Consider the following 18346-nt stretch of genomic DNA (forward strand, 5'->3'; position numbering starts at 1 on the left):
GTCAAGTGGCCTGGTAGTTACCCGGCCGGCCGAACTATCCCTGGGGACAAACACCCCTTGGCAAGGTTGCCACACAGGACTACCCTGAAGATGAAAGGAGGCAAGTCGGCAACGGCTTTCCTTCCTCCCACCTCAGCAGCCTCTTCCCAAGGGAAAGGTCGCTGAGGTGTTGGTTTGAAGCGAGTGGAGGTGGGTATGTATCAACGCATTCTGTTGCCCATAGATGGCTCACCCCCCAGCGAGCACGCGGCGGCAGTGGGGCTGGCCCTGGCCAAGCGCCTGGGGGCCTCGGTGGTGCTGGTGCACGTCATTGAGCCGCAGCGCTACCGCGAGCTGCGCGATGTGCAGGAGGCCCTCGAGCGGGCCCGTACGGTGGGTCGGGCTTTGCTCGAGCAGTGGGAGCGCAAAGCCAGCCGCGCCCAGGTGGCCTGTGCTACCCAGCTCACCAGCACCGAACCCGAGAGCAGGCCCGGCGTGGCCGAGGCCCTGGTGGATGCCGGGGTAGCCCATGGTTGCGACCTGGTGGTGATGGGTACGCACGGCCGCACGGGGCTGCCCCGCGTCTTGCTGGGCAGCGTGGCCGAGCGGATGGCCCGGCTGGCCCCCGTGCCGCTTATGTTGGTGCGGGGAGACGACACCAAACCCACCCTGTTCAAACGCATTCTGGTGGCTATTGACGGCAGCTCTCACAGCGATCTGGCCCTGCAACATGCCGACGAACTGGCCGGGGCACTGAAGGCCCGGCTCTCGGTGGTCTATGTGGTGCCCGACCTGACCCAGCTCTATGTGAGTGCGGGACGGGCCTGGATGTTTACTGACCCGGCCCAGCTCCAGGCCCAACTGGCCCAGGAACAGGCCCACCTGCGCGAGCAGGGCGAGTTCATCTTGCGAGAAGCCGCCCAACGCTGCAAACACGCCCGCGTACACACCGTGCTGCGCGAGGCCGGACGGCATCTGATCGGCGAGCGCATCCGCGAAGTGGCCGAGGAAGAGAAGGCTGAACTGATCGTCATGGGCACCCACGGACGTACTGGGCTACGCAAGTTCTTGCTGGGTAGCGTGGCCGAGGATGTGGCCCAGCAGGCCCGCCAGCCCATTCTGCTGGTGCGCAACCCGGCGGCCCTGACCCACCCCGACGAGACCCACCTGCCCCCGCCGGGGGAGCGCTAAGTGATCCTGTAGCAAATCTGCTCTTAAAAGAGCCAACGAGGAGGAGCTATGTACAACCGGATTCTGATTCCCACCGATGGAAGCGCCCCCAGCGAGGCCGCGGTCAAGGCGGGCCTCGAGCTGGCCAAAAGCCTGGGGGCCGAAGCGACCCTGCTTTATGTGGTGGAGCCGGTGGTAGCCCGTATTCTGATTGGCCCCGAAACCATTCCCTACTACCCCGAGCTGTCGCGTGACCTCGAGGTCGCGGGCAAGCAAGCCCTGGAGCGGGCCGAGGGGTTCGCCCAGTACCTGGGGGTTCCGGTCAGAACCGAGCTCAAGCAGGGCAACGCAGCCCAGGTTATTGTGGAGGAGGCTGCCCTTCACGACCTGGTGGTGATGGGCACCCACGGGCGCAGCGGGCTGGATCGACTCCTGCTCGGCTCAGTGACCCAGAAGGTCTTGCAACGCTGCCCCAGGCCGGTGCTGGTGGTGCGCTTGAGCGAGCCACACCACCCGTAAGGGACTGCTATGAAAGCCAAGCAGATCATGGCCAGGCCCATTGTGGCCGTCTCGCCCAAGACGCCGTTGGTGGAGGTGGCCCAGAAAATGCTCGAGCACCACATCGGCTCCGCGCTGGTGGTGGATGACAAAGGCCAGCTGGTGGGCATCATCACCCAGGGCGATTTTTGCCGCCACCCCGGGCGTATGGTGCCTTTTTCCCTGTTCGAGAGTGCCAATGTGCTGGCCAACTGGCTCTACCCCGATCAGGTCGAGAAAGTCTATCAAGCAGCCCGCAACCTGCGAGCCCAGGACATCATGCGCAGCCCGGTGGTCACGGTCTCGCCCGAGGCTTCGCTAAAGCGAGTGCTGGCCCTGATGCTCGAGCACGATGTCAACCGCATCCCGGTAGTGCGCAGGGGTAAAGTGGTGGGCATTATTTCGCGCTACGATATGCTCAAATGGATGATGCAAGCGCAAACTGATTAGATAGAGGCCCTGCCCACCGTGGGCCCATGTGTGCGGGCATGCGCGGTTCACAAAAGCACAGAAGTCCGCTTCAGTAGCCAACAACCGATGCTACAGGGGCGTACCTTGTGAAAGGAGGCATATGCTCAACAAAGCGCAAATCACCTATCTCCAGGAGGCCATCGCACCGCATCCAGCCCCGCTGCTCTCCTTGTACCTCGATGTGAACCTGGCCAACCCCGACAATAGCGGCAAGGCCTACGTGCTGCGGGCCAAGGAAGCCCTCGAGCGCCTGGGGGTGCCGTCGGCCCTTAGCAAAAAAGTGCTCGAGCGCCTGCAGCACTACATCCCCCAGGGCCGTACCCGGGCGCTCTTTGTGGCCGAAGATTTGTTTGAAGACTACCACCTGCAGGTCGAGCTGCCCCTGCTCGAGCCCCGCGCGGGGGTGGAAGCCCACTGGGGGCCGCCTTACCTGGCCCCGCTGCTCTTTGCCCTCGAGGAGTACCAGCGCTACGGCGTGGTACACATGGATCAGGAGCGCCTGCGGCTATTCGAGGTATTCCTGGGCGAGATTGAAGAGGTGGCCGATGCCTTCCGGCTGCTGGACACCCACAACTGGCGTTACCTGGGCGAAGACCGCACCGGCTCGCCCGGACGCAGCGCCGCCCCAGCCACCAGCCCGGTGGGGGTAGCGGCGCGGGGCGGTTCGGGCAAGGACAAATACGAGCGGCGGGTGGACGAGTGGAGCCAGCGCTTCTTCCGCGAGGCCGGTGTCATTCTGCAGCAGCAGATGGCCGAGCGCGGCCTGGAGCGGCTGATTTTGCTGGGGGTGCCCGAGGAAGCCCGGCAAGCCCTCCCCAGGCCGGTAGCCGAAAAAGTGGTGGCCCTGCTGCCCCCGCTGCACACCGCTACCCCCAGTCCGGCGGAGGTGCTCAAAACCGTCTCGGCGACCATCGAAGCAGTGGAGCGACGGGAAGAGGAAGCCCTGCTCTCGCAGGTGCGGGAGAAAGGGGTGGGGGGCCTCGAGCAGGTGCTGAGCCTCTTGCAGGAGGGGCGCTTGCAGTACGTGCTGGTGCCCTGGCACCTGCAGGAAAAAGCCTGGCGCTCTGGCGATGGCTGGGTGGGCAGCAGCTCCCAGGCCGCCCAGGCCCACAGCCCCGGCCAGCCGGTAGAAGAAGTCGAGCTCAAGCGGGTGCTGCCCGAGCTGGCCGCCCGCTATGGCACCAAGCTCGAGTTTGTTCATGCCGAAGTCGCAGAGCGCTTGCGGCAGGAGCTGGGCGGTCTGGCCGGTATGCCCCGCTGGTAATCCTCTGGTAATGGCCGGAAGCTAGCCTGAGGGCAAGGAGGGTAGCCATGACCAAGCCCATGGTTCCCACAGCAGAGGCTATGCCCACCCAGCGCAATGCCCTCGAGATGCGGGGTGTTTCCAAGCGCTTTCCGCTGGTACAGGCCAACCAGAATGTGGATTTCTCGGTGCGCTGGGGCGAGGTGCACGCCCTGGTCGGCGAAAACGGCGCCGGTAAATCCACCCTGATGAAAATTCTCTACGGCATCCAGCGCCCCGATGCGGGGGAGATCTGGATTGATGGAGAGAAGCGAACCCTCCGCGACCCCCACGACGCCATTGCCCTGGGGATTGGAATGGTGCACCAAAACTTCACCCTGGTGGAGCCTTTTAGTGTGCTGGAGAACGTGATTCTGGGCCACGAGCCCACTGCCCCCCTGGGCCTGGATATGGCCGAGGCGCGCCGCCGGGTAGAAGCCCTGGTACGGCAGTTTGAATTCCAGCTCGACCTCGACCGCCGGGTGGAGGATTTGCCGGTGGGCTTGCGGCAAAAAGTGGAGATCCTCAAGGCCCTGTACCGGCAGGCCCGCATCCTGATTCTGGACGAACCCACCGCTGTGCTTACCCCGCAGGAGACCGACGACCTCTTCCGCTTTCTGCGGGAGTATGCAGCCCAGGGCAACGCAGCGGTTTTTATCTCGCACAAGCTGCTCGAGGTCATCCAGGTCTCCGACCGTATCTCGGTCATGCGCGATGGCCGCATGATCGGCACCATTCCCACCCCAGGGGCCACCCTGCCCCAGATCGCCCGCATGATGGTGGGGCGCGAGGTGGAGTTCAGGGTGGAAAAAGGCCCCGCCCATCCCGGCGAGGCGGTGCTCGAGGTCACCCACCTGACGGTGGCCCAGGCCAGAGAAAAACCCTTGGTGCGGGATGTGAGCTTTGCGGTGCGGGCCGGCGAGATTGTGGGCATCGCCGGGGTGCAGGGCAATGGCCAATCCGAGCTGGTCGAGGCCCTGACCGGGTTGCGGCCCTACACCGGCGAGGTGCGCTTTTTGGGCCGCTCGCTCGACCACGGCGACCCCCACAGGGTGCGGCGGGCGGGGGTTTCGCACATCCCCGAGGACCGCAACCAGCGGGGGTTGGTGATGGGCTTTACCAGCGCCGAGAACCTGATCCTGGGCGACCACAACCAGCCCCCCTACGCCGGGCCCTGGGGTTTTTTGAACCAGGAGGTGATAGAACAAACCGCTCGCCAGCGCATCGAGGCCTTTGATATCCGGCCCCGCTCCACCACCCTGAGCGCCGACCGCTTCTCGGGGGGCAACGCCCAGAAAATCATCGTGGCCCGCGAGCTCTCCCGCAACCCCCGGCTTCTGATTGCAGCCCAGCCCACCCGGGGCATCGACATTGGCGCGACCGAGTTCGTGCACGAGCAAATCGTGCGGGCCAGAGACCGGGGTGTGGCGGTGCTCCTGGTCAGCGCCGACCTGGGGGAGATTATGGCCCTATCGGACCGCATCCTGGTGATGTACGAAGGGCAAATTGTGGGCGAACTGCCCGCCCAGGAGGCCACCGAAGAGAAGCTGGGCCTGCTGATGGCCGGGGTAAAAACCTAACAGCGGCCCTTTGATACCAGATTCGGTTAGTTCGCTGCCGGATGGCGGCGAACTAACAGGGCCGAAGTTATCCGCGTAGCGGAGGGCGATACCGCCCCCTGGAAGGGAGACGCTTTCTTCGCCGACCGTTCGGGAGGGGTGTGCTCTAGGATTCAAAAAGATAGCCTCTCGCAGTTTCGGGCAATCGACGTGCTTCAAGATGTGTCACAAAACAAGTTACCTGTGCACCAGATCCGCTTTTCAGCTTTCAAAGAGGGGTCTTTGCGCTAATCGGAAGGCCCGGATTAGCCTCGCAGCAAGCGCACCGCCTCCACAATGGCTTTGGTATCGCCCTGGCCCCGGGCCAGGTCGGCCCGGCACTCCTCCAGATAGGTCTCGAAGATCAGGTCGCCGGTGGCTTCCAGGGCGCTTTTGATGCCTGAGAGCAGGGTCAGAATCTCGCGGCAGTCGCGGTCTTCTTCCACCATTTTTTGCAAGCCCCGCACCTGCCCTTCCAGCCGCTTGAGGCGGTTGAGGACGCGCGTACGGGCCTCGAGGTTGTGTTTCTTACTGCTGGCAGCGCCCATAATGTATCCCCAGGGGGTATCGTACACTAAGACCGCGCTTCTTCCAACGTTCTCTGCATGCCCGCAGTCCAGGGCCCCAAGCAAAAAAGGTTTTTGCCGACCCATAATCAGCCATGGGCTAAAAGCTAGTCCAACTGTCGCAAAAGCTGCTCGAGCTGGGCCCGGTTTAAGGGGCCCAGGTGACGGGCCACGATCTGCCCATCGGCCCCAATCAGCAAGGTGGTGGGCAGCCCGCTCACCTGGAAGGCCCGCTGCAAACCTGCACTGTCCAGGAAAACCCGCGCTTCTAGCCCGGTCTGCTGCAAGAAGTCCTGAATGGCGCCTGCGTCTTCACCTGCGTTCAGGAGCACGATGGGATAGCCCTTCTGCTGGTACTCCACCAGGAGGGGCATCTCGGCCCGGCAGGGAGGGCACCAGGTGGCCCAGAGGTTCACCAGCATGGGCTTGGGCAGATCTGCAAAGCGTACCTCGCTGGGGCGGGACTGGCCGGCCTCGAGGTACTGTAGTACCTGGCTCCCTAGGGCTGGTTTGCTGGTTGAGGGGGCCGGACGGGTAAGGCCATACTGCACCCCTAACGGCAACAAGGCCACAGCCAGCGAGGCCGCTCCCGGAACCAGCAGGCGCATTGCTTCCCGCTTGAGCAAGAAAAGTGCCGCTAAAGCCCCGGCGGGGACGCCCACCCACCAGTTCCAGCCCCCGCTGCGGATGTCCAGGATACCGAGCAGGGCAGCAAAAGGATCAGGCCAGGTAGATAGGTGTTCCACGGCGTAGCCCACTCGAGCCGCCAGCACCGCAACCAGCAACACCCACCAGGCTTTACCCTCCACCCCCTGACGCGCGGCCAGCCAGGTAAAAGCAAGAATCCCCAGCAGGAGGGCCAGGTTGGGCCAGCTCAGGGCCAGGGGGCCTAGAAGCAAGGCATCCGGTGTGAGTCTCATCGGCTATACACCACCCATCCCAAAAGAAGCACGGCCATCCAGGGCATCAGGTTGCACAGCGAAAGCCTGCGCAAGCGGCAGGACATCCAGCCGCGCAGGCGATCCGCAAAAGCCTTAGCTGGTTGATGAGTGTTCATAATACCATTATACCCCCAGGGGATATAACATGCAAATAATTTGGCTTTGTCGAGTCGGAGGTCTTTATATACCCGTACCAGGTATAAAATCTAAATTTGGCTCAAGCTACATAGTGTTGACATTGTAGAAATACAATTGTTTTGGGTAAATACCCAGTAGGGATATCCACAGGAGGTAATAAATGCGACTAATTGTTTTCTTGATGCTTGTGCTAGGCTTTGTACAAGCCCAACCGCTTACCCTGGGGGAGCAGTATTTACTTCGCGGTTACACCGGGAATGCGATGGGCAAAATATGGGCAAGCGCACTGCGTTTTGAGGGGGTTGAGGTGCTCACCAACAGCAGCTCGATCTGCGCCAGCCTGAGCGGTGCAGCCATCGCTAGCTACCTGGAGGCCCGACCCAACGCGCAGCTAGCCAGCGTGGCCCTCTCCACTCCAGAAGATGCCCTGCGGTTAGTAAGCTTTCGGCAGCCAGCCCTAGCGCTCATCTTCGGAGGACAGACCGATGCTGCAACCAACAACGCCCTGGTAAAAGGGGTGTTGGCCGAAGCGGCCCAGCGCAATTACGGTGGGGCTATCTTCATCCACGTGCGCACCTGGGGTCTGGGCTCGGTGGGCCAAGCCGCCAAAGAGGACGCCAGTATCCGCCGCTACCTTAGTGCGAAGAATAACCTCTTTGCAGTGCTGGTAGATGGTAACGCAGGTGAGGTGCGGGTAGCGCAGGTCAGGATCAACGCCTCCTCAGGGGACCAGGAGGTGGCCCAGGTGCTGGGTAGTCAGAAAATGGGAGAAGCCTGGCTGGCCTTATTCCGTCGTTCGTTGTAGTTGATGAAAAGAGTAGTTGGTTAAAGGACGTCACGTCTTTTTATCAGAAAAGACGTGACGTTTTTTAACGCATTTCCACAGTTAGGGTAAAAGTCACCTTAGTCCCATCCTCGAGCCTGAGGGTCAGAGTTACTTTCTGCCCTTCGGCCAGGGGCTTGGGGTTTTTCTCGCGCAGGCCGTAGAGCATTAAGTGGTAGCCGCCGGGCAGAATCTTGAGGCGGCCCTTGGCCGGCACGGTCAGGGCGTCCACCCGCCGCATCGCCGACAGGTCGAGGTGCTGGTCGTTACCGGCTTGGGTGGTCTGATGGAATTCCACCCGCGTGGCGATGGGGGTGCTGGCCCCCACGATGCGGATCGGCTTATCGGTGGGGTTGTAAAGCACCAGGTAGGCCGCGGTAATGTTGCCCGGCACCCGCCGCACCCAGCCTTCCTCGAGCCGCAGCGTGGGCTGGGCCAGGGCCAGTCCAGCAAACAAAAGCAAAGATAACCATCGCATAAACGTCTCTACAGTTTACCGGTCGCGTCGGGTAAAACGCCAACCCGCGCCGAAAAACCCCATTCCTATCGCCAAGAGACCCACAGCCACCGGTAGAAGCCCCCCTGTGTAGCCTAGAAACTCCTTAAGCAAGTACCCCGTGGGCCCCACCAGCACCGGGGCTTCCAGCGCATACAGCAGGCCCACCCTAAACATCTCCAGGGGATTCAGCAGCACTGCCGAGAGCAAGAAACCTTCCAGCGGATAGTCCCGCAACGCTACCGCCAGCCCGACCACCAGAGGGTCGTAGGCCAGTACCAGCATCCCCCACGCCAGCAAGCCCACCCCCAGTGCTCGGGCAGGCTCGAGGCCCGCCCCCACCCAGCCCGCCAGGGCTACCCAGACCCACAGAAGGCCCAGCCCACTGAGCATCAGGAGGCTGGCAGCCTTGCTCCCCAAGCCCAGCAGCCCTGCCGCCAGGGCCAGCCCGGCCAGAATGGGCAGGCTAAAGCCCAGACCCACCCCCAGCACCCCGAAGAGATAGAGCTGTGCTGGGCTCTGGGGCATCCCGGCCCAGAAGGCCCAGTCTTCCCGCAGGGTCAGCAGGGGTACGCTCAAGGCCAACACAAAAGGCGGCAACAAGAGCGCCAGCGAGGCAAAAAGCGAGACCACCGCCACCGCCTCGCCCCGGCCCAGGAAGGCCAGGGCCAGCAGGGGCAGCAGTACTACCGGGGCCAGGGCCCAGGGGTTGCGCAAAAGGGCTTTGGCATACAGGGGCAGGAGGGCCATGGTCACCTGCCGTAGCCGGGTACCCAGGCTTGCTTGCGACCCCGCGCGAGGAGCTCGTTCCAGCGCAGTTTTTCTCCGGCGTGTTGGGGGCGCTCTTTCAGGTAAGCCTCCAGGGCTGTGCTGCTGCTAAAAGCCAGCAAGCCCACCCCCATGGGGGTACGAATGCGTTCATTGAACAAAAAATGGGCCTCTTGGGTCGGAATAAAGCGGGCCTCGCGGCGCTCGGAGGTGGCAAAATCGGCCACGTAGAGCTCCTTGGGGGTGGCCTGGGGGCCGCCGTAACCCAGTAGATGGTCGAGCAGGCAGCCTACGTCGTCGTACTGGTAAACCTTTCCGGTACTGGTCACCATCTGGGCCGCGTAGCGGGCGTCCAGGATGGTCATGTTGCAGTAGGGGCAGGCATCCACCCCTACCCGCAAGGGCCGGGCTGCGGCCAGCGCGGGTTGCAATAGTCCAAAGCCCAGGGGCAGGGCCAGCAGTCCTTTGATGATGGTGCGTCGTTGCATAGAGGCTCCTTGTGGTCTCGTGTCAAAGAATTTGGCGCGCAATACAGTCCCCTCGATGAGCCGCACATTGCAATTTTTGGGACAATCTACGTGCTTCAAAACGTGCCGCAAAACAAGGTATCGGTGCGCCAGCAGGGCCGAGGGTATGAACAAGCCCCCGGCCCAAGCGTCTGGGTTTATTTGAGCAGGCCGGCGTGTTTGGCCAGGAGGTTCACCAGGTTCATCTCAGGCAGGGGGGCCAGATCCAGCAGGGTCTGCCAGTCCAGGATACGGGTGCGGCCTAAGTCGGGGTTTTTGCGGGCAAAGACCTCCGCTTCTACCTTGGAACTGAAGGCGGCAATTTTTGCATCCATCACCACCCAGCCGCGCTTCTCACCCCACAGGTAGACGGCCTGGCGGGCGGGCATCAGCCGTACAGCTTCGGGGCCTTTGGCAGGGTCGTAAAGCCCCCGGTCGGCCACGTAGAAGGTGCTGCCCACCCCGTCGCGCAAGCCGTAGATCCAGGCATAGTTGACCATGCAGGCGATGGACTCGAAGTGAATGGCCTCCATTCCCTTTTGCGGCTCTTTGAGGGCAATCTGGCTGTAGGTCTGCTCGAAGAAGCCCGGAGTAAAGGTGCGGTTCATCCAGGCCCCGGGGGCCGGGGTCTTGAGGGGCATCGAGCAGAAGGCGCAGGTGCCCTGCTCCCAGGGGATAGACTTGGCGGGGATGGTTTCCAGATTGGCCGGGGCGGCGGAGGGGGCTTGCATCTGCTGCATATGCTGGGCCAGGGCCTGCGAAAGCGCAGTCGAAGCGCCTAAAGCCGAAAGCATCTTGATCACTTCACGACGGTTCTTGTACATGGTTCACACTGCCTTGTTCTACTACCCGGCCGTTTTCCAGGCGGATAAACCGCTCGGCCAGGCGCGAAATTTCTTCTTGCCGGTGAGCCGACAAAATAACCAGTCCACCCATGGTCAGGTGGGCCGAGAGCCAGTCCTGCAAGCGGTTTAGGCCTTCGGTATCCAGGGCCGCGGCTGGTTCGTCCAGAAGCCAGAGCGGCGGGTAACCCATGAGCCCGGCCGCCAGGGCCAGCCGCTGCCGCCAGCCGCCCGAGAGCTGGGCTACGGGGCGCTTGTAGTGGGCCTGTAAGCCCATGCGCTCCAGGGCCTCGTCCTTGTCTGCCGAACCTGCACCCTTGAGCCGTCGGGCTGCTTCCAGTACCTCTTCTACCCGCAGGGTAGCGGGAAAGGTCAGGTGCTGGGGGATATAAGCGCGGCCTCGAGCCGCCCCCAGACTGCGGGGGTCGTGTCCGAAGAGCCGCACCAGGCCGCCATCGGGCTTTAGCCGCCCGGCCAGCAGGCCCAAAAGGGTGCTTTTCCCGGCCCCGTTGGGGCCCAGCAGGGCCAGGCTGCCCGCCTCCAGGCGAAGACTCACCCCTTCCAGGCGGCCTTTTTTGCGCAGGTCTACGACCTCAACCATAACCCTCCCAGCAGGCTCAAAAAGGCCAGCCCCACAAAGCCGGGCGCTATGCCCGCGGTGGGCCGCGCGGCGGGCCGGGCTTCCGAATCGGCCAGGGACAGCATCCGCAGCCCCGGCACCCGGGCCTCGGCGGTCTCCCAGAGCACTACCCCCGGTGAGAGGGCCAAAAGGCTCAGGTCGGGTTGGCGCGCACTGAGCAGCGCAAAGCTGCTGCTAGGCAGGTGGGGGATGGGCAGGGGATAGGCCCGATCGAAGGCGTTGCCCCGCAGGCGTACCCTGGCTCTAGGGTCGTCGACCGCCAGGTCGTGCAGGTTGCCCATAAAAGTGTTGCTGGTAGCGAAGAGGGTGTTCTGGTCGGTGTCGCGGGCGAAGAGCAAGGCGGTGCCGTTGTTCTCAAAGCGATTGCCCTCGAGGCGGGTGTCCCTCGAGTCCAGCGACAAAAGCCCAACAGTACTCTGCACGAAGCGATTGTTTTTCAGTACAGTTTTCCATTCCTCTTGCAACAAAAGCCCGTAGCGCAGAGGCCCTACTTCCTGGGCGAAGGTGTTGTCTTCCACCCGGTTTTCGGCCCCGTGCATGAGGGCCGAGCCTACCCGGTTGCGCTGGCTGTGGTTGCCCCTCACCTGGGCCTGGTAGGTAAACATCAGGTGCAGGCCGTAGCGTTCGCTCGCCTCGACCCGGTTACCCTCCACCACCACCCGCTCACCGTACTCCACGTAGAGGTTGTCCAGGAATCCGCTGATGCGGTTGTTCAGGAGCACCACGTTGTCGCTGCGATAGGTCTGTAGGCCGGGGGCTACCCCGGTGCCCGAGATTGTGGAGCTTTCGACCCTTGCCCCATTAGATTGCTCAATCCGGATACCCCCGGTAACACCCTCTGCCCGCAGGCCCCGCACCATACAGCCCGCGCACTTGTAGAGCACCAGGGCTGCATCGGGCTCGTAGAAGTCGTCGCCGGGGCCTACGCCCCGCACCTCGAGGCCCTCCACCACAATCCCGGGGGCCGATAGCAGAAGCCCGCTGCCCCTGCCGCCCGCATCCAGCACCGCCCCCGGGCGGGCCACCAGGCGCACCCCCGGGGTGCTAATCTCCCAGGGACCACGGTAAACACCCGCCTCCAGCACCACGGTCTGGCCCGGGAGCAAAGGGGGAGGGGGAGCAGGGGGATGCAGTATCAGCATGATTCAGCCAGGCGACAGGCTGTGCCTGCCAGACGGAGAGCAAACTTATGGTGGTTACGCAGTACCAGCAGCGAGGCTTCGCCACAACGGCTACACAGCCGCTCGTGCAGGGCGGCGTGCTCGCTAAACCGGCAGGGGCGGCCCCCGGTTAAGCAGAGGGAAAGCCGGGCGCAGGTGGGGCCTGGGGGCCTCGAGCGGCTCCGGCCTTACACCTGCTTGCGGCACTGGCCGCGGCACTGAAACGATGGGCAGAGCCCCGTCACTAAAGCCGCCGATGATGCACAGGGGGCAGTGGGGCTGGTGGGTATGGGTGGGGGTAGGGGTGGGTTGGGTGTGGGAAGCCCCCCCCTGGAAAGTGCAAATAAATGCGTCCGGCAGGAAACCCACCGGGAGTACCTGTGTGCGGGGGTCGCGCAAGGCGTACTGGCTCGAGACCACCAGCACCAGCCCCACCAGGAAGGAAATCCAGAGCGGGTGGCGGGCTTGGGCTGCAGCAGGCATATATTGAAATCATTATAGCTACCCCCCCTATAGGGGCAAACGTCCCAGATCGCATATCCCCCAGGGGTATGTTATACTTTGTGCTGAAGTGCCAGCACTAAGCTGGCAAAAGGAGAACTTGCTTATGAACCAACTCTACGACGTGGTGATTATTGGGGGCGGCCCTGCCGGGCTGACCGCCGGCATTTACACCGGCCGGGCCAACCTGAAGACCCTTATTCTGGAAAAAGGCCTGCCCGGCGGCCAGATTGCCCAGACCGAGGAGGTCGAAAACTACCCCGGCTTTCCTGAGCCCATTGGCGGGGCCGAGCTTTCTGAGCGCATGGTGCAGCAGGCCAAGCGCTTTGGGGCCGAGATCGCCATGGACGAGGCCCAGGGCATAGAGAAATCCCTTGAGGGCTTTGTGGTCAAGGGCTACGAGCAAGACTACCGCGCCCGCACGGTGATTCTGGCCACCGGGGCCAACCCCAAAAAACTGGGTGTGCCCGGTGAAGAAAAGTTCTATGGCCGGGGGGTGAGCACCTGTGCGACCTGCGACGGCTTCTTCTACCGGGGCAAGGAAGTGGTGGTGGTAGGCGGGGGCGATGCTGCGGTGGAAGAGGGCCTATTTCTGACCAAGTTTGCCAGCAAGGTTACCCTGGTGCACCGCCGCGACGTCCTGCGGGCCAACAAGACCGCCCAGGCCCGGGCCCTGGCCCACCCCAAGATGCACTTCATCTGGGACACCGTGGTAGAGGAAGTGCTGGGCGAAGAGACCGTGACCGGGGTGCGCCTCAAGAACCTCAAGACCGGCCAGGTCTACGACTACCCCACCGATGGGGTCTTTATCTTCATCGGGCACGAACCCAACACCGGCTTCTTGAAGGGCCAGGTGGAGTTGCGCCCGGATGGCTACGTGGCGGTGAAGGACGAAATTTTTACCTCGGTACCGGGGCTCTTTGCTGCCGGCGACGTGGCTGATCCCATCTACCGCCAGCTTTCCACCAGCGTGGGGGCCGGCACCCGCGCAGCCATGATGGCCGAGCGCTACCTGGCCGAGCTGGAGCACGCCGCCGTGCATTAGGGGGTGCCATGGAAGCCGCCGTTCCCGCAGCACCCAGCGTACGCTTCCTGAACCCGGCCTGGTTTGCCTCGGTAATGGGCACCGGGGCGCTGGCTTTGGCCCTGGCCCAGTTCGGCCTGGTTGGGCTGGCCGTGCCGGTCTATGCGCTGGCCCTTGTGGCCCTGGTGGGGCTCCTGGGCCTTTACCTCGCCAAGCTTTTCCGCTACCCTCAGGCCGCCCTTGCCGACCTGCAGCACCCCCTGTTCTCGCAGATGCTCCCTACCCTGCCTATTGCCCTGCTGGTGCTGAGCCTGGCCACCCGGGTGCTACCCCTGGGGCCCTGGTCGCTGCTCCTGGGCCAGGGGCTTTTCTTGCTGGGTACACCGCTCATCTTTGCGGTGGGCCTGCTGGTGGTGTATGTGGTGAGTACCCGGCTCAGGCTGCCCCTCGAGGCCGCCAACGGGGCCTGGTTCATCCCGCCGGTCTCGGCCCTTTTGGTGCCCATGGCTGGGGGCTTTTGGCTTTCTACCTTTCCCAAGGTGTGGCAAAAAGAGCTTTGGGTGATGAGCGGGCTCTTTTTGGGCATTGGTTTTTTCCTGTTCTTGTTCGTGTTGCCCAGCTTCTTGCAACGGCTCTATGGGCACGACCGGCTCGAGCCCCACTTTCTGCCCTCGGTTTTTATCGGCCTCGCACCGGTGGGCCTGCTGGTGCTGGCCCCCTGGCGCTGGCTCGAGGGGGGCACGCAGGTTGGGTTGGTGCCAGAAGGCTGGCTACAGGCCTGGCCGGTTATTGCGCTGGCCATTTGGGGCCTGGGGCTGTGGTGGCTGGCTTTTAGCCTTTTGCTCCTGCTCGACACCCTCCTGGCCGAGAGCCGCCGGACACAGTTCCACTTTGCCCCGGGCTGGTGGGGGTTTGTGTTTCCTGTAGGGGCTTTTACCTTGGCCACGCTGGCCTTATCCAGGGCGCTGGAATCGGCCTTCCTGAGCAGCCTGGCCTGGGCACTGCTCTTGCTGCTCGGAGTATTCTGGATGTGGGTGATGTTTTACTCGCTGCGGGCCTGGGTCGGCCTGGGGGCCATGCGACCCCCCAAAGGCTAGCCTGAGCGCGCTTCATATAGGGTTGGCGATTGGCGAAAAAAGTCTTCTCTGTGTGGCGGTATCCCTCGCCCCTACGCTGCGTACCTTAGCCCGGTTGGTTCTTCGCTTCCCTACGAGGAACCAGCCGAAGCTGGCATCTGTCAGCGCGCGGGCCAAAGCCTGGCTGCAAAAAGTTCAATAAAGAACACTTATCAAAAAAAACAAAACCTGGCTTGATGCTTGGGGATTTCTGGGCCTACACTTCTCTCTGAGACCCGCCTTGTGAAAGGAGACACATGGAGAGCACCCTCAGCGCTATCGAGACCCAGGCCATCACCGCCGTTCGGATGCTGGCTGCCGACGCGGTGGAGCAGGCTAAAAGCGGCCATCCGGGCATGCCCCTGGGCATGGCTCCGGCGGCTTATGTGCTCTGGACTGATTTTCTAAAACACAATCCGACGAACCCGCACTGGCCCGACCGTGACCGTTTCGTGCTCTCGGCGGGGCACGGCTCCATGCTCCTGTATGCGCTGCTGCATCTGACCGGCTACGACCTGCCCCTCGATGAACTCAAGCGCTTCCGACAGTGGGGTTCCAAAACCCCTGGCCACCCCGAGTACGGCCACACCCCGGGGGTAGAGGTAACCACCGGGCCGCTGGGTCAGGGCATCAGCACGGCGGTGGGGCTGGCGCTGGCTGAGCGTAAGCTGGCTGCCGAGTTCAACCGCGAGGGACACACCGTGGTGGATCACTACACCTATGTGCTGGCCTCAGACGGCGACCTGATGGAGGGGGTCTCGGGAGAGGCTAGCAGCCTGGCTGGGCACTGGGGGCTTTCCAAGCTGATTGTGCTCTGGGACGACAACCACATCTCCATTGACGGAAAAACCGAGCTTTCTTTTGCCGAGGACGTACTCGAGCGCTACCGGGCCTACGGCTGGCATACCCAACGGGTAGACGGAGAAGACCTGGTGGCATTGCGCCAGGCCCTCCGGGCTGCCCAGGTCGATGCCCGGCCCTCCATAATTGCTGTACGCACGGTGATTGGTGCAGGCTCGCCCAAGGCCGGGAGCCATAAGGTGCACGGCGAGCCTCTGGGCCCCGAGGCCCTCGAGGCCACCCGGCAGAACCTGCACTGGCCCCACCCCCCCTTCGAGATACCCCGCGAGGTCTACGAGCATTTCCGGGCTGCCGTGGCACGGGGACAGCGTCTCGAGGCCGACTGGAACATCCGCCTCGAGCGCTATGCCAGCGCCTACCCCGCCGAAGCCAGGGAGCTGGAGCGCCGCTTGAAAGGCGAACTGCCGCCCCTCGACTGGGAACAGCTCATCCCCAGCTTTAGCGGCAAGTTGGCCACCCGCGCCGCCTCGGGCAAAGTGCTCGATGCCCTGGCCCCTCGCCTGCCGGAGCTTTTGGGTGGCAGCGCCGACCTGACCCCTTCCAACAACACCCAGGCCCAGGGCATGCAGGCTTTCTCACGCGAGAACCCCACCGGCCGCTATGTGCATTACGGAGTTCGGGAGCACGGCATGGGGGCCATTCTCAACGGCCTCAACCTGCACGGGGGCTACCGGGCCTACGGAGGCACTTTCTTTGTTTTTTCCGACTACATGCGCCCAGCCATCCGACTGGCGGCCTTGATGGGTACGCCCACCGTCTTTGTGCTGACCCACGACTCCATCGCCATTGGCGAGGACGGCCCTACCCACCAACCCATCGAGCACCTGGCCAGCCTGCGGGCTATGCCCAACCTCTTTGTGGTGCGGCCCGCGGATGCCCTCGAGACCGCCTACGCCTGGCGCCTGGCCCTGGAGCGCAAGCAAGGCCCCACCGCGCTGGTGCTCACCCGGCAGGCCCTGCCGGTACTGGAGCGGGGTAGCCTGGCCAGCGCAGAAGGCACTTTGCAGGGCGGCTATGTGCTCTCTGAGCGGCCTGATGCAAAAGCGGCCATCGTGGCTACCGGCAGCGAGGTGTCCCTGGCCCTGGAGGCCCAGAAGCAACTCGACGCCGAGCGAATTCCGGTACGGGTGGTGAGCCTACCTTGCTGGGAGGCCTTTGAGGCCCAGCCCGCAGCCTACCGCGAGGCCGTGCTGCCCAGGGGACTACCTACCCTGGCGGTAGAGGCTGGGGCCAGCCTAGGCTGGGAGCGCTACGCCGACGCCGTGCTGGGCCTCGATCACTTCGGGGCCAGCGCCCCCTACCCCGCTATCTACGAAAACCTGGGCTTCAGGCCCGGAGCCGTGGTGCGGGCGGTGCTGGAGCTTTTGCAGTAGCCTTCCACTAGAGAGGTGTCCTTATTCCCATGAAGAAAGTTCGTGTTCACCCTTTGCCTTTAGAGGCCTTACCCCAGGCCGAGGTCATGCTGGTGGTGGATGTGATCCGGGCTACCAGCACGGCTGTGATGTTTTTGGAAGCCGGGGCCGAGGCCCTCTGGCTCACAGTGGGTCTGGAGCCGGCCCGCGCTCTCAAGCGCAATGGTGAACTGCTGGCCGGCGAGGTGGGGGGGCTGCGCCCGGAGGGCTTCGACTTTGGCAACAGCCCGCGCGAAGCCGCCCTGGCCGAACTCTCGGGCTGCACGGTCATTCACGCCACCACCAACGGCACCAAGGCCGCCCACAAGGCGGCCCGGGTGGCCCGCGAGGTGCTACTGGCCTCGCTTTTGAATGCCCCTGCGGCTGCCCAATGGGCTTCCCGGCTGGGCACCGACGTGGCCATCCTCTGCGCGGGTAAGGAAGGCCAGGTGGGCATGGACGACCTCTACACCGCCGGGATGCTGGCCCAAAGCCTCCTTGCCGAGGGCTTTGAGCCGGAAGGCGACGGAGCCCAGATGGCCCTCCACCTGGCCCAGAAGCCCGCTCTGCCGTTGCTCAGGGCTTCCGAGGCGGCTTTGGCCTTGGAGCGCGAGGGGTTGGCTGCAGATGTAGATTTTTGTGCCCAGTTGGGCCTTTCCGAGCGGGTGCCCCGGCTACTGGAGCGGCGCGGCGAGGCGCTGGTCTTTGGCTAGGGGAGGCCATCCATCGCTTGACCACACAATTATCGGCTATGGGCCCTATACCTTGAGGAATGTAGGTGAACCATGCAGGCACTGATTTTTGATGTAGATGGCGTTATAGCCGAGACAGAGGAGGGCCACCGGCTGGCTTTTAACCGGGCCTTTGCCGAGGCGGGACTGGACATTGAATGGAGCCCGGAGATGTACGAGCGCCTCCTATGGGTAACCGGGGGCAAAGAGCGCATCGCTCACTACCTCTATCACTGCCCCGAGTGCCCCAAGCTCCTCGACGCGGACATTGCTCGGTTGCACAAGCGCAAGACCGAGCTGTACAACCAGATTGTGCAAGCAGGCGAGGTACCCTTCCGCCCCGGGGTGCTGAGACTCTGGCGCGAGGCCCGCGAGCGCGGGGTGCGGCTGGCCATTGCTACCACCACCTCGCTGCCCAACGTAGAGGTGCTGTTGCACCAGGCCGGGCCAGAGGTGCTGAGCTGGTTCGAGACCATCGTGGCGGGGGATATGGTGCCCCAGAAGAAGCCCGCCCCCGATGTGTACCTCCAGGCCCTCCGGAACCTGGGCATCGCGCCGGAAGCAGCAGTGGCTGTAGAGGACTCCCAGAACGGTCTGATTGCGGCGCAGCGGGCCGGCATCCCCACCCTGATTACCCCCAGCTACTACACCCGTTCGCAGCGCTTCGAAGGGGCCCTGGCGGTACTGGAGCACCTGGGCGAGCCGGAGCTTCCCGCAAAGGTAGTGGAGGGGCCGCGCAGTTGTTCTATGGTGCTGACTCTCGAGGTCCTTCGGAACTGGCACGGCATGTTTGTGGCGGCGTAGGT

Annotated in this window: 21 protein-coding genes; 11 read left to right on the forward strand and 10 right to left on the reverse strand. The window is 63.5% G+C overall.

Annotated elements, in window-relative coordinates:
- Positions 1-195 precede the first annotated feature (195 nt).
- From Q0X23_RS07390 to Q0X23_RS07410, 5 genes are all read left to right on the forward strand, one after another.
- Positions 196-1170 (forward strand): universal stress protein, encoded by a 975-nt coding sequence (locus Q0X23_RS07390; RefSeq protein WP_297859706.1) that lies wholly within the window; start codon positions 196-198, stop codon positions 1168-1170.
- Positions 1171-1218: 48 nt separating this feature from the next.
- A complete protein-coding gene (locus Q0X23_RS07395; RefSeq protein ID WP_297859707.1) occupies positions 1219-1668 on the forward strand; it encodes a universal stress protein in 450 nt (149 codons plus the stop codon).
- Between the two features lie 9 nt (positions 1669-1677).
- The gene (locus Q0X23_RS07400) at positions 1678-2136 is read left to right on the forward strand and encodes a CBS domain-containing protein (RefSeq protein ID WP_297859708.1); all 459 of its coding nucleotides are present in this window, start codon (positions 1678-1680) and stop codon (positions 2134-2136) included.
- A gap of 121 nt (positions 2137-2257) precedes the next feature.
- Positions 2258-3421 carry a VLRF1 family aeRF1-type release factor gene (locus Q0X23_RS07405; protein ID WP_297859709.1) on the forward strand — a complete coding sequence of 388 codons (1164 nt, stop codon included), beginning with the start codon at positions 2258-2260 and terminating at the stop codon, positions 3419-3421.
- A gap of 47 nt (positions 3422-3468) precedes the next feature.
- Positions 3469-5019, forward strand: coding sequence for an ABC transporter ATP-binding protein (locus tag Q0X23_RS07410; protein WP_297859710.1), 1551 nt, complete (start codon positions 3469-3471; stop codon positions 5017-5019).
- A 284-nt stretch (positions 5020-5303) separates the two neighbouring features.
- Here Q0X23_RS07410 and Q0X23_RS07415 read toward each other — a convergent pair whose 3' ends face one another.
- The 3 genes from Q0X23_RS07415 to Q0X23_RS07425 all read right to left on the reverse strand — a co-directional run bounded on the left by Q0X23_RS07415 (position 5304) and on the right by Q0X23_RS07425 (position 6660).
- Entirely contained in the window at positions 5304-5585 is a 282-nt protein-coding gene (locus tag Q0X23_RS07415) for a metal-sensitive transcriptional regulator (protein ID WP_297859711.1), read from the reverse strand.
- 125 nt (positions 5586-5710) lie between these two features.
- Complete coding sequence (locus Q0X23_RS07420; protein ID WP_297859712.1) at positions 5711-6523, reverse strand: TlpA family protein disulfide reductase; 813 nt, start codon at positions 6521-6523, stop codon at positions 5711-5713.
- Entirely contained in the window at positions 6520-6660 is a 141-nt protein-coding gene (locus Q0X23_RS07425; RefSeq protein WP_297859713.1) for a hypothetical protein, read from the reverse strand. The genes Q0X23_RS07420 and Q0X23_RS07425 overlap by 4 nt, the downstream gene beginning before the upstream one ends.
- A 182-nt stretch (positions 6661-6842) precedes the next feature.
- Here Q0X23_RS07425 and Q0X23_RS07430 point away from each other — a divergent pair, with 182 nt between their 5' ends.
- Positions 6843-7487: a hypothetical protein gene (locus Q0X23_RS07430; protein WP_297859714.1), complete on the forward strand. Its 645-nt coding sequence runs from the start codon at positions 6843-6845 to the stop codon at positions 7485-7487.
- A 64-nt stretch (positions 7488-7551) separates the two neighbouring features.
- Here the strand turns inward: Q0X23_RS07430 and Q0X23_RS07435 are convergent, their stop codons facing one another.
- The 7 genes from Q0X23_RS07435 to Q0X23_RS07465 all read right to left on the reverse strand — a co-directional run bounded on the left by Q0X23_RS07435 (position 7552) and on the right by Q0X23_RS07465 (position 12400).
- Entirely contained in the window at positions 7552-7983 is a 432-nt protein-coding gene (locus tag Q0X23_RS07435) for a copper chaperone PCu(A)C (RefSeq protein ID WP_297859715.1), read from the reverse strand.
- A 15-nt stretch (positions 7984-7998) separates the two neighbouring features.
- On the reverse strand, positions 7999-8751 hold the full coding sequence (locus Q0X23_RS07440) for a hypothetical protein (RefSeq protein WP_297859716.1): 753 nt from the start codon (positions 8749-8751) through the stop codon (positions 7999-8001).
- A 2-nt stretch (positions 8752-8753) separates the two neighbouring features.
- Positions 8754-9257 carry a nitrous oxide reductase accessory protein NosL gene (locus Q0X23_RS07445; protein ID WP_297859717.1) on the reverse strand — a complete coding sequence of 168 codons (504 nt, stop codon included), beginning with the start codon at positions 9255-9257 and terminating at the stop codon, positions 8754-8756.
- 176 nt (positions 9258-9433) lie between these two features.
- Entirely contained in the window at positions 9434-10099 is a 666-nt protein-coding gene (locus Q0X23_RS07450) for a nitrous oxide reductase accessory protein NosL (RefSeq protein WP_297859718.1), read from the reverse strand.
- A complete protein-coding gene (locus Q0X23_RS07455; RefSeq protein ID WP_297859719.1) occupies positions 10080-10718 on the reverse strand; it encodes an ABC transporter ATP-binding protein in 639 nt (212 codons plus the stop codon). Before Q0X23_RS07455 ends, Q0X23_RS07450 begins: the two co-directional genes overlap by 20 nt.
- Positions 10703-11899 (reverse strand): NosD domain-containing protein, encoded by a 1197-nt coding sequence (locus Q0X23_RS07460; protein ID WP_297859720.1) that lies wholly within the window; start codon positions 11897-11899, stop codon positions 10703-10705. The genes Q0X23_RS07455 and Q0X23_RS07460 overlap by 16 nt, the downstream gene beginning before the upstream one ends.
- Before the next feature lie 123 nt (positions 11900-12022).
- Positions 12023-12400: a hypothetical protein gene (locus Q0X23_RS07465; protein WP_297859721.1), complete on the reverse strand. Its 378-nt coding sequence runs from the start codon at positions 12398-12400 to the stop codon at positions 12023-12025.
- A gap of 124 nt (positions 12401-12524) precedes the next feature.
- On the opposite strand from Q0X23_RS07465, the gene trxB reads away from it, so the two are divergent.
- The 5 genes from trxB (at position 12525) to Q0X23_RS07490 (ending at position 18344) form a co-directional block, all read left to right on the forward strand.
- Entirely contained in the window at positions 12525-13463 is a 939-nt protein-coding gene (gene trxB / locus Q0X23_RS07470) for a thioredoxin-disulfide reductase (RefSeq protein ID WP_297859722.1), read from the forward strand.
- A gap of 8 nt (positions 13464-13471) precedes the next feature.
- Positions 13472-14539, forward strand: coding sequence for a C4-dicarboxylate transporter (locus Q0X23_RS07475; RefSeq protein ID WP_297859723.1), 1068 nt, complete (start codon positions 13472-13474; stop codon positions 14537-14539).
- A gap of 275 nt (positions 14540-14814) precedes the next feature.
- Complete coding sequence (gene tkt, locus Q0X23_RS07480; RefSeq protein ID WP_297859724.1) at positions 14815-16791, forward strand: transketolase; 1977 nt, start codon at positions 14815-14817, stop codon at positions 16789-16791.
- A 29-nt stretch (positions 16792-16820) separates the two neighbouring features.
- On the forward strand, positions 16821-17522 hold the full coding sequence (locus tag Q0X23_RS07485; RefSeq protein ID WP_297859725.1) for a 2-phosphosulfolactate phosphatase: 702 nt from the start codon (positions 16821-16823) through the stop codon (positions 17520-17522).
- A 72-nt stretch (positions 17523-17594) separates the two neighbouring features.
- A complete protein-coding gene (locus tag Q0X23_RS07490) occupies positions 17595-18344 on the forward strand; it encodes an HAD family hydrolase (RefSeq protein ID WP_297859726.1) in 750 nt (249 codons plus the stop codon).
- Positions 18345-18346: the final 2 nt, after the last annotated feature.

This window comes from Meiothermus sp., assembly GCF_026004115.1.
In the GTDB taxonomy this organism is placed as follows: domain Bacteria; phylum Deinococcota; class Deinococci; order Deinococcales; family Thermaceae; genus Meiothermus.

Coding starts and splice junctions, on each gene's coding strand:
- tkt (WP_297859724.1), top strand. CDS start 14,815: ATGGAGAGCACCCTCAGCGCTATCGAGACCCAGGCCATCACCGCCGTT.
- Q0X23_RS07465 (WP_297859721.1), bottom strand. CDS start 12,400: ATGCCTGCTGCAGCCCAAGCCCGCCACCCGCTCTGGATTTCCTTCCTG.
- Q0X23_RS07425 (WP_297859713.1), bottom strand. CDS start 6,660: ATGAACACTCATCAACCAGCTAAGGCTTTTGCGGATCGCCTGCGCGGC.
- Q0X23_RS07400 (WP_297859708.1), top strand. CDS start 1,678: ATGAAAGCCAAGCAGATCATGGCCAGGCCCATTGTGGCCGTCTCGCCC.
- Q0X23_RS07405 (WP_297859709.1), top strand. CDS start 2,258: ATGCTCAACAAAGCGCAAATCACCTATCTCCAGGAGGCCATCGCACCG.
- Q0X23_RS07390 (WP_297859706.1), top strand. CDS start 196: ATGTATCAACGCATTCTGTTGCCCATAGATGGCTCACCCCCCAGCGAG.
- Q0X23_RS07395 (WP_297859707.1), top strand. CDS start 1,219: ATGTACAACCGGATTCTGATTCCCACCGATGGAAGCGCCCCCAGCGAG.
- Q0X23_RS07450 (WP_297859718.1), bottom strand. CDS start 10,099: ATGTACAAGAACCGTCGTGAAGTGATCAAGATGCTTTCGGCTTTAGGC.
- Q0X23_RS07420 (WP_297859712.1), bottom strand. CDS start 6,523: ATGAGACTCACACCGGATGCCTTGCTTCTAGGCCCCCTGGCCCTGAGC.
- Q0X23_RS07475 (WP_297859723.1), top strand. CDS start 13,472: ATGGAAGCCGCCGTTCCCGCAGCACCCAGCGTACGCTTCCTGAACCCG.
- Q0X23_RS07490 (WP_297859726.1), top strand. CDS start 17,595: ATGCAGGCACTGATTTTTGATGTAGATGGCGTTATAGCCGAGACAGAG.
- Q0X23_RS07410 (WP_297859710.1), top strand. CDS start 3,469: ATGACCAAGCCCATGGTTCCCACAGCAGAGGCTATGCCCACCCAGCGC.
- Q0X23_RS07455 (WP_297859719.1), bottom strand. CDS start 10,718: ATGGTTGAGGTCGTAGACCTGCGCAAAAAAGGCCGCCTGGAAGGGGTG.
- Q0X23_RS07440 (WP_297859716.1), bottom strand. CDS start 8,751: ATGGCCCTCCTGCCCCTGTATGCCAAAGCCCTTTTGCGCAACCCCTGG.
- Q0X23_RS07485 (WP_297859725.1), top strand. CDS start 16,821: ATGAAGAAAGTTCGTGTTCACCCTTTGCCTTTAGAGGCCTTACCCCAG.
- Q0X23_RS07460 (WP_297859720.1), bottom strand. CDS start 11,899: ATGCTGATACTGCATCCCCCTGCTCCCCCTCCCCCTTTGCTCCCGGGC.
- Q0X23_RS07415 (WP_297859711.1), bottom strand. CDS start 5,585: ATGGGCGCTGCCAGCAGTAAGAAACACAACCTCGAGGCCCGTACGCGC.
- trxB (WP_297859722.1), top strand. CDS start 12,525: ATGAACCAACTCTACGACGTGGTGATTATTGGGGGCGGCCCTGCCGGG.
- Q0X23_RS07430 (WP_297859714.1), top strand. CDS start 6,843: ATGCGACTAATTGTTTTCTTGATGCTTGTGCTAGGCTTTGTACAAGCC.
- Q0X23_RS07435 (WP_297859715.1), bottom strand. CDS start 7,983: ATGCGATGGTTATCTTTGCTTTTGTTTGCTGGACTGGCCCTGGCCCAG.
- Q0X23_RS07445 (WP_297859717.1), bottom strand. CDS start 9,257: ATGCAACGACGCACCATCATCAAAGGACTGCTGGCCCTGCCCCTGGGC.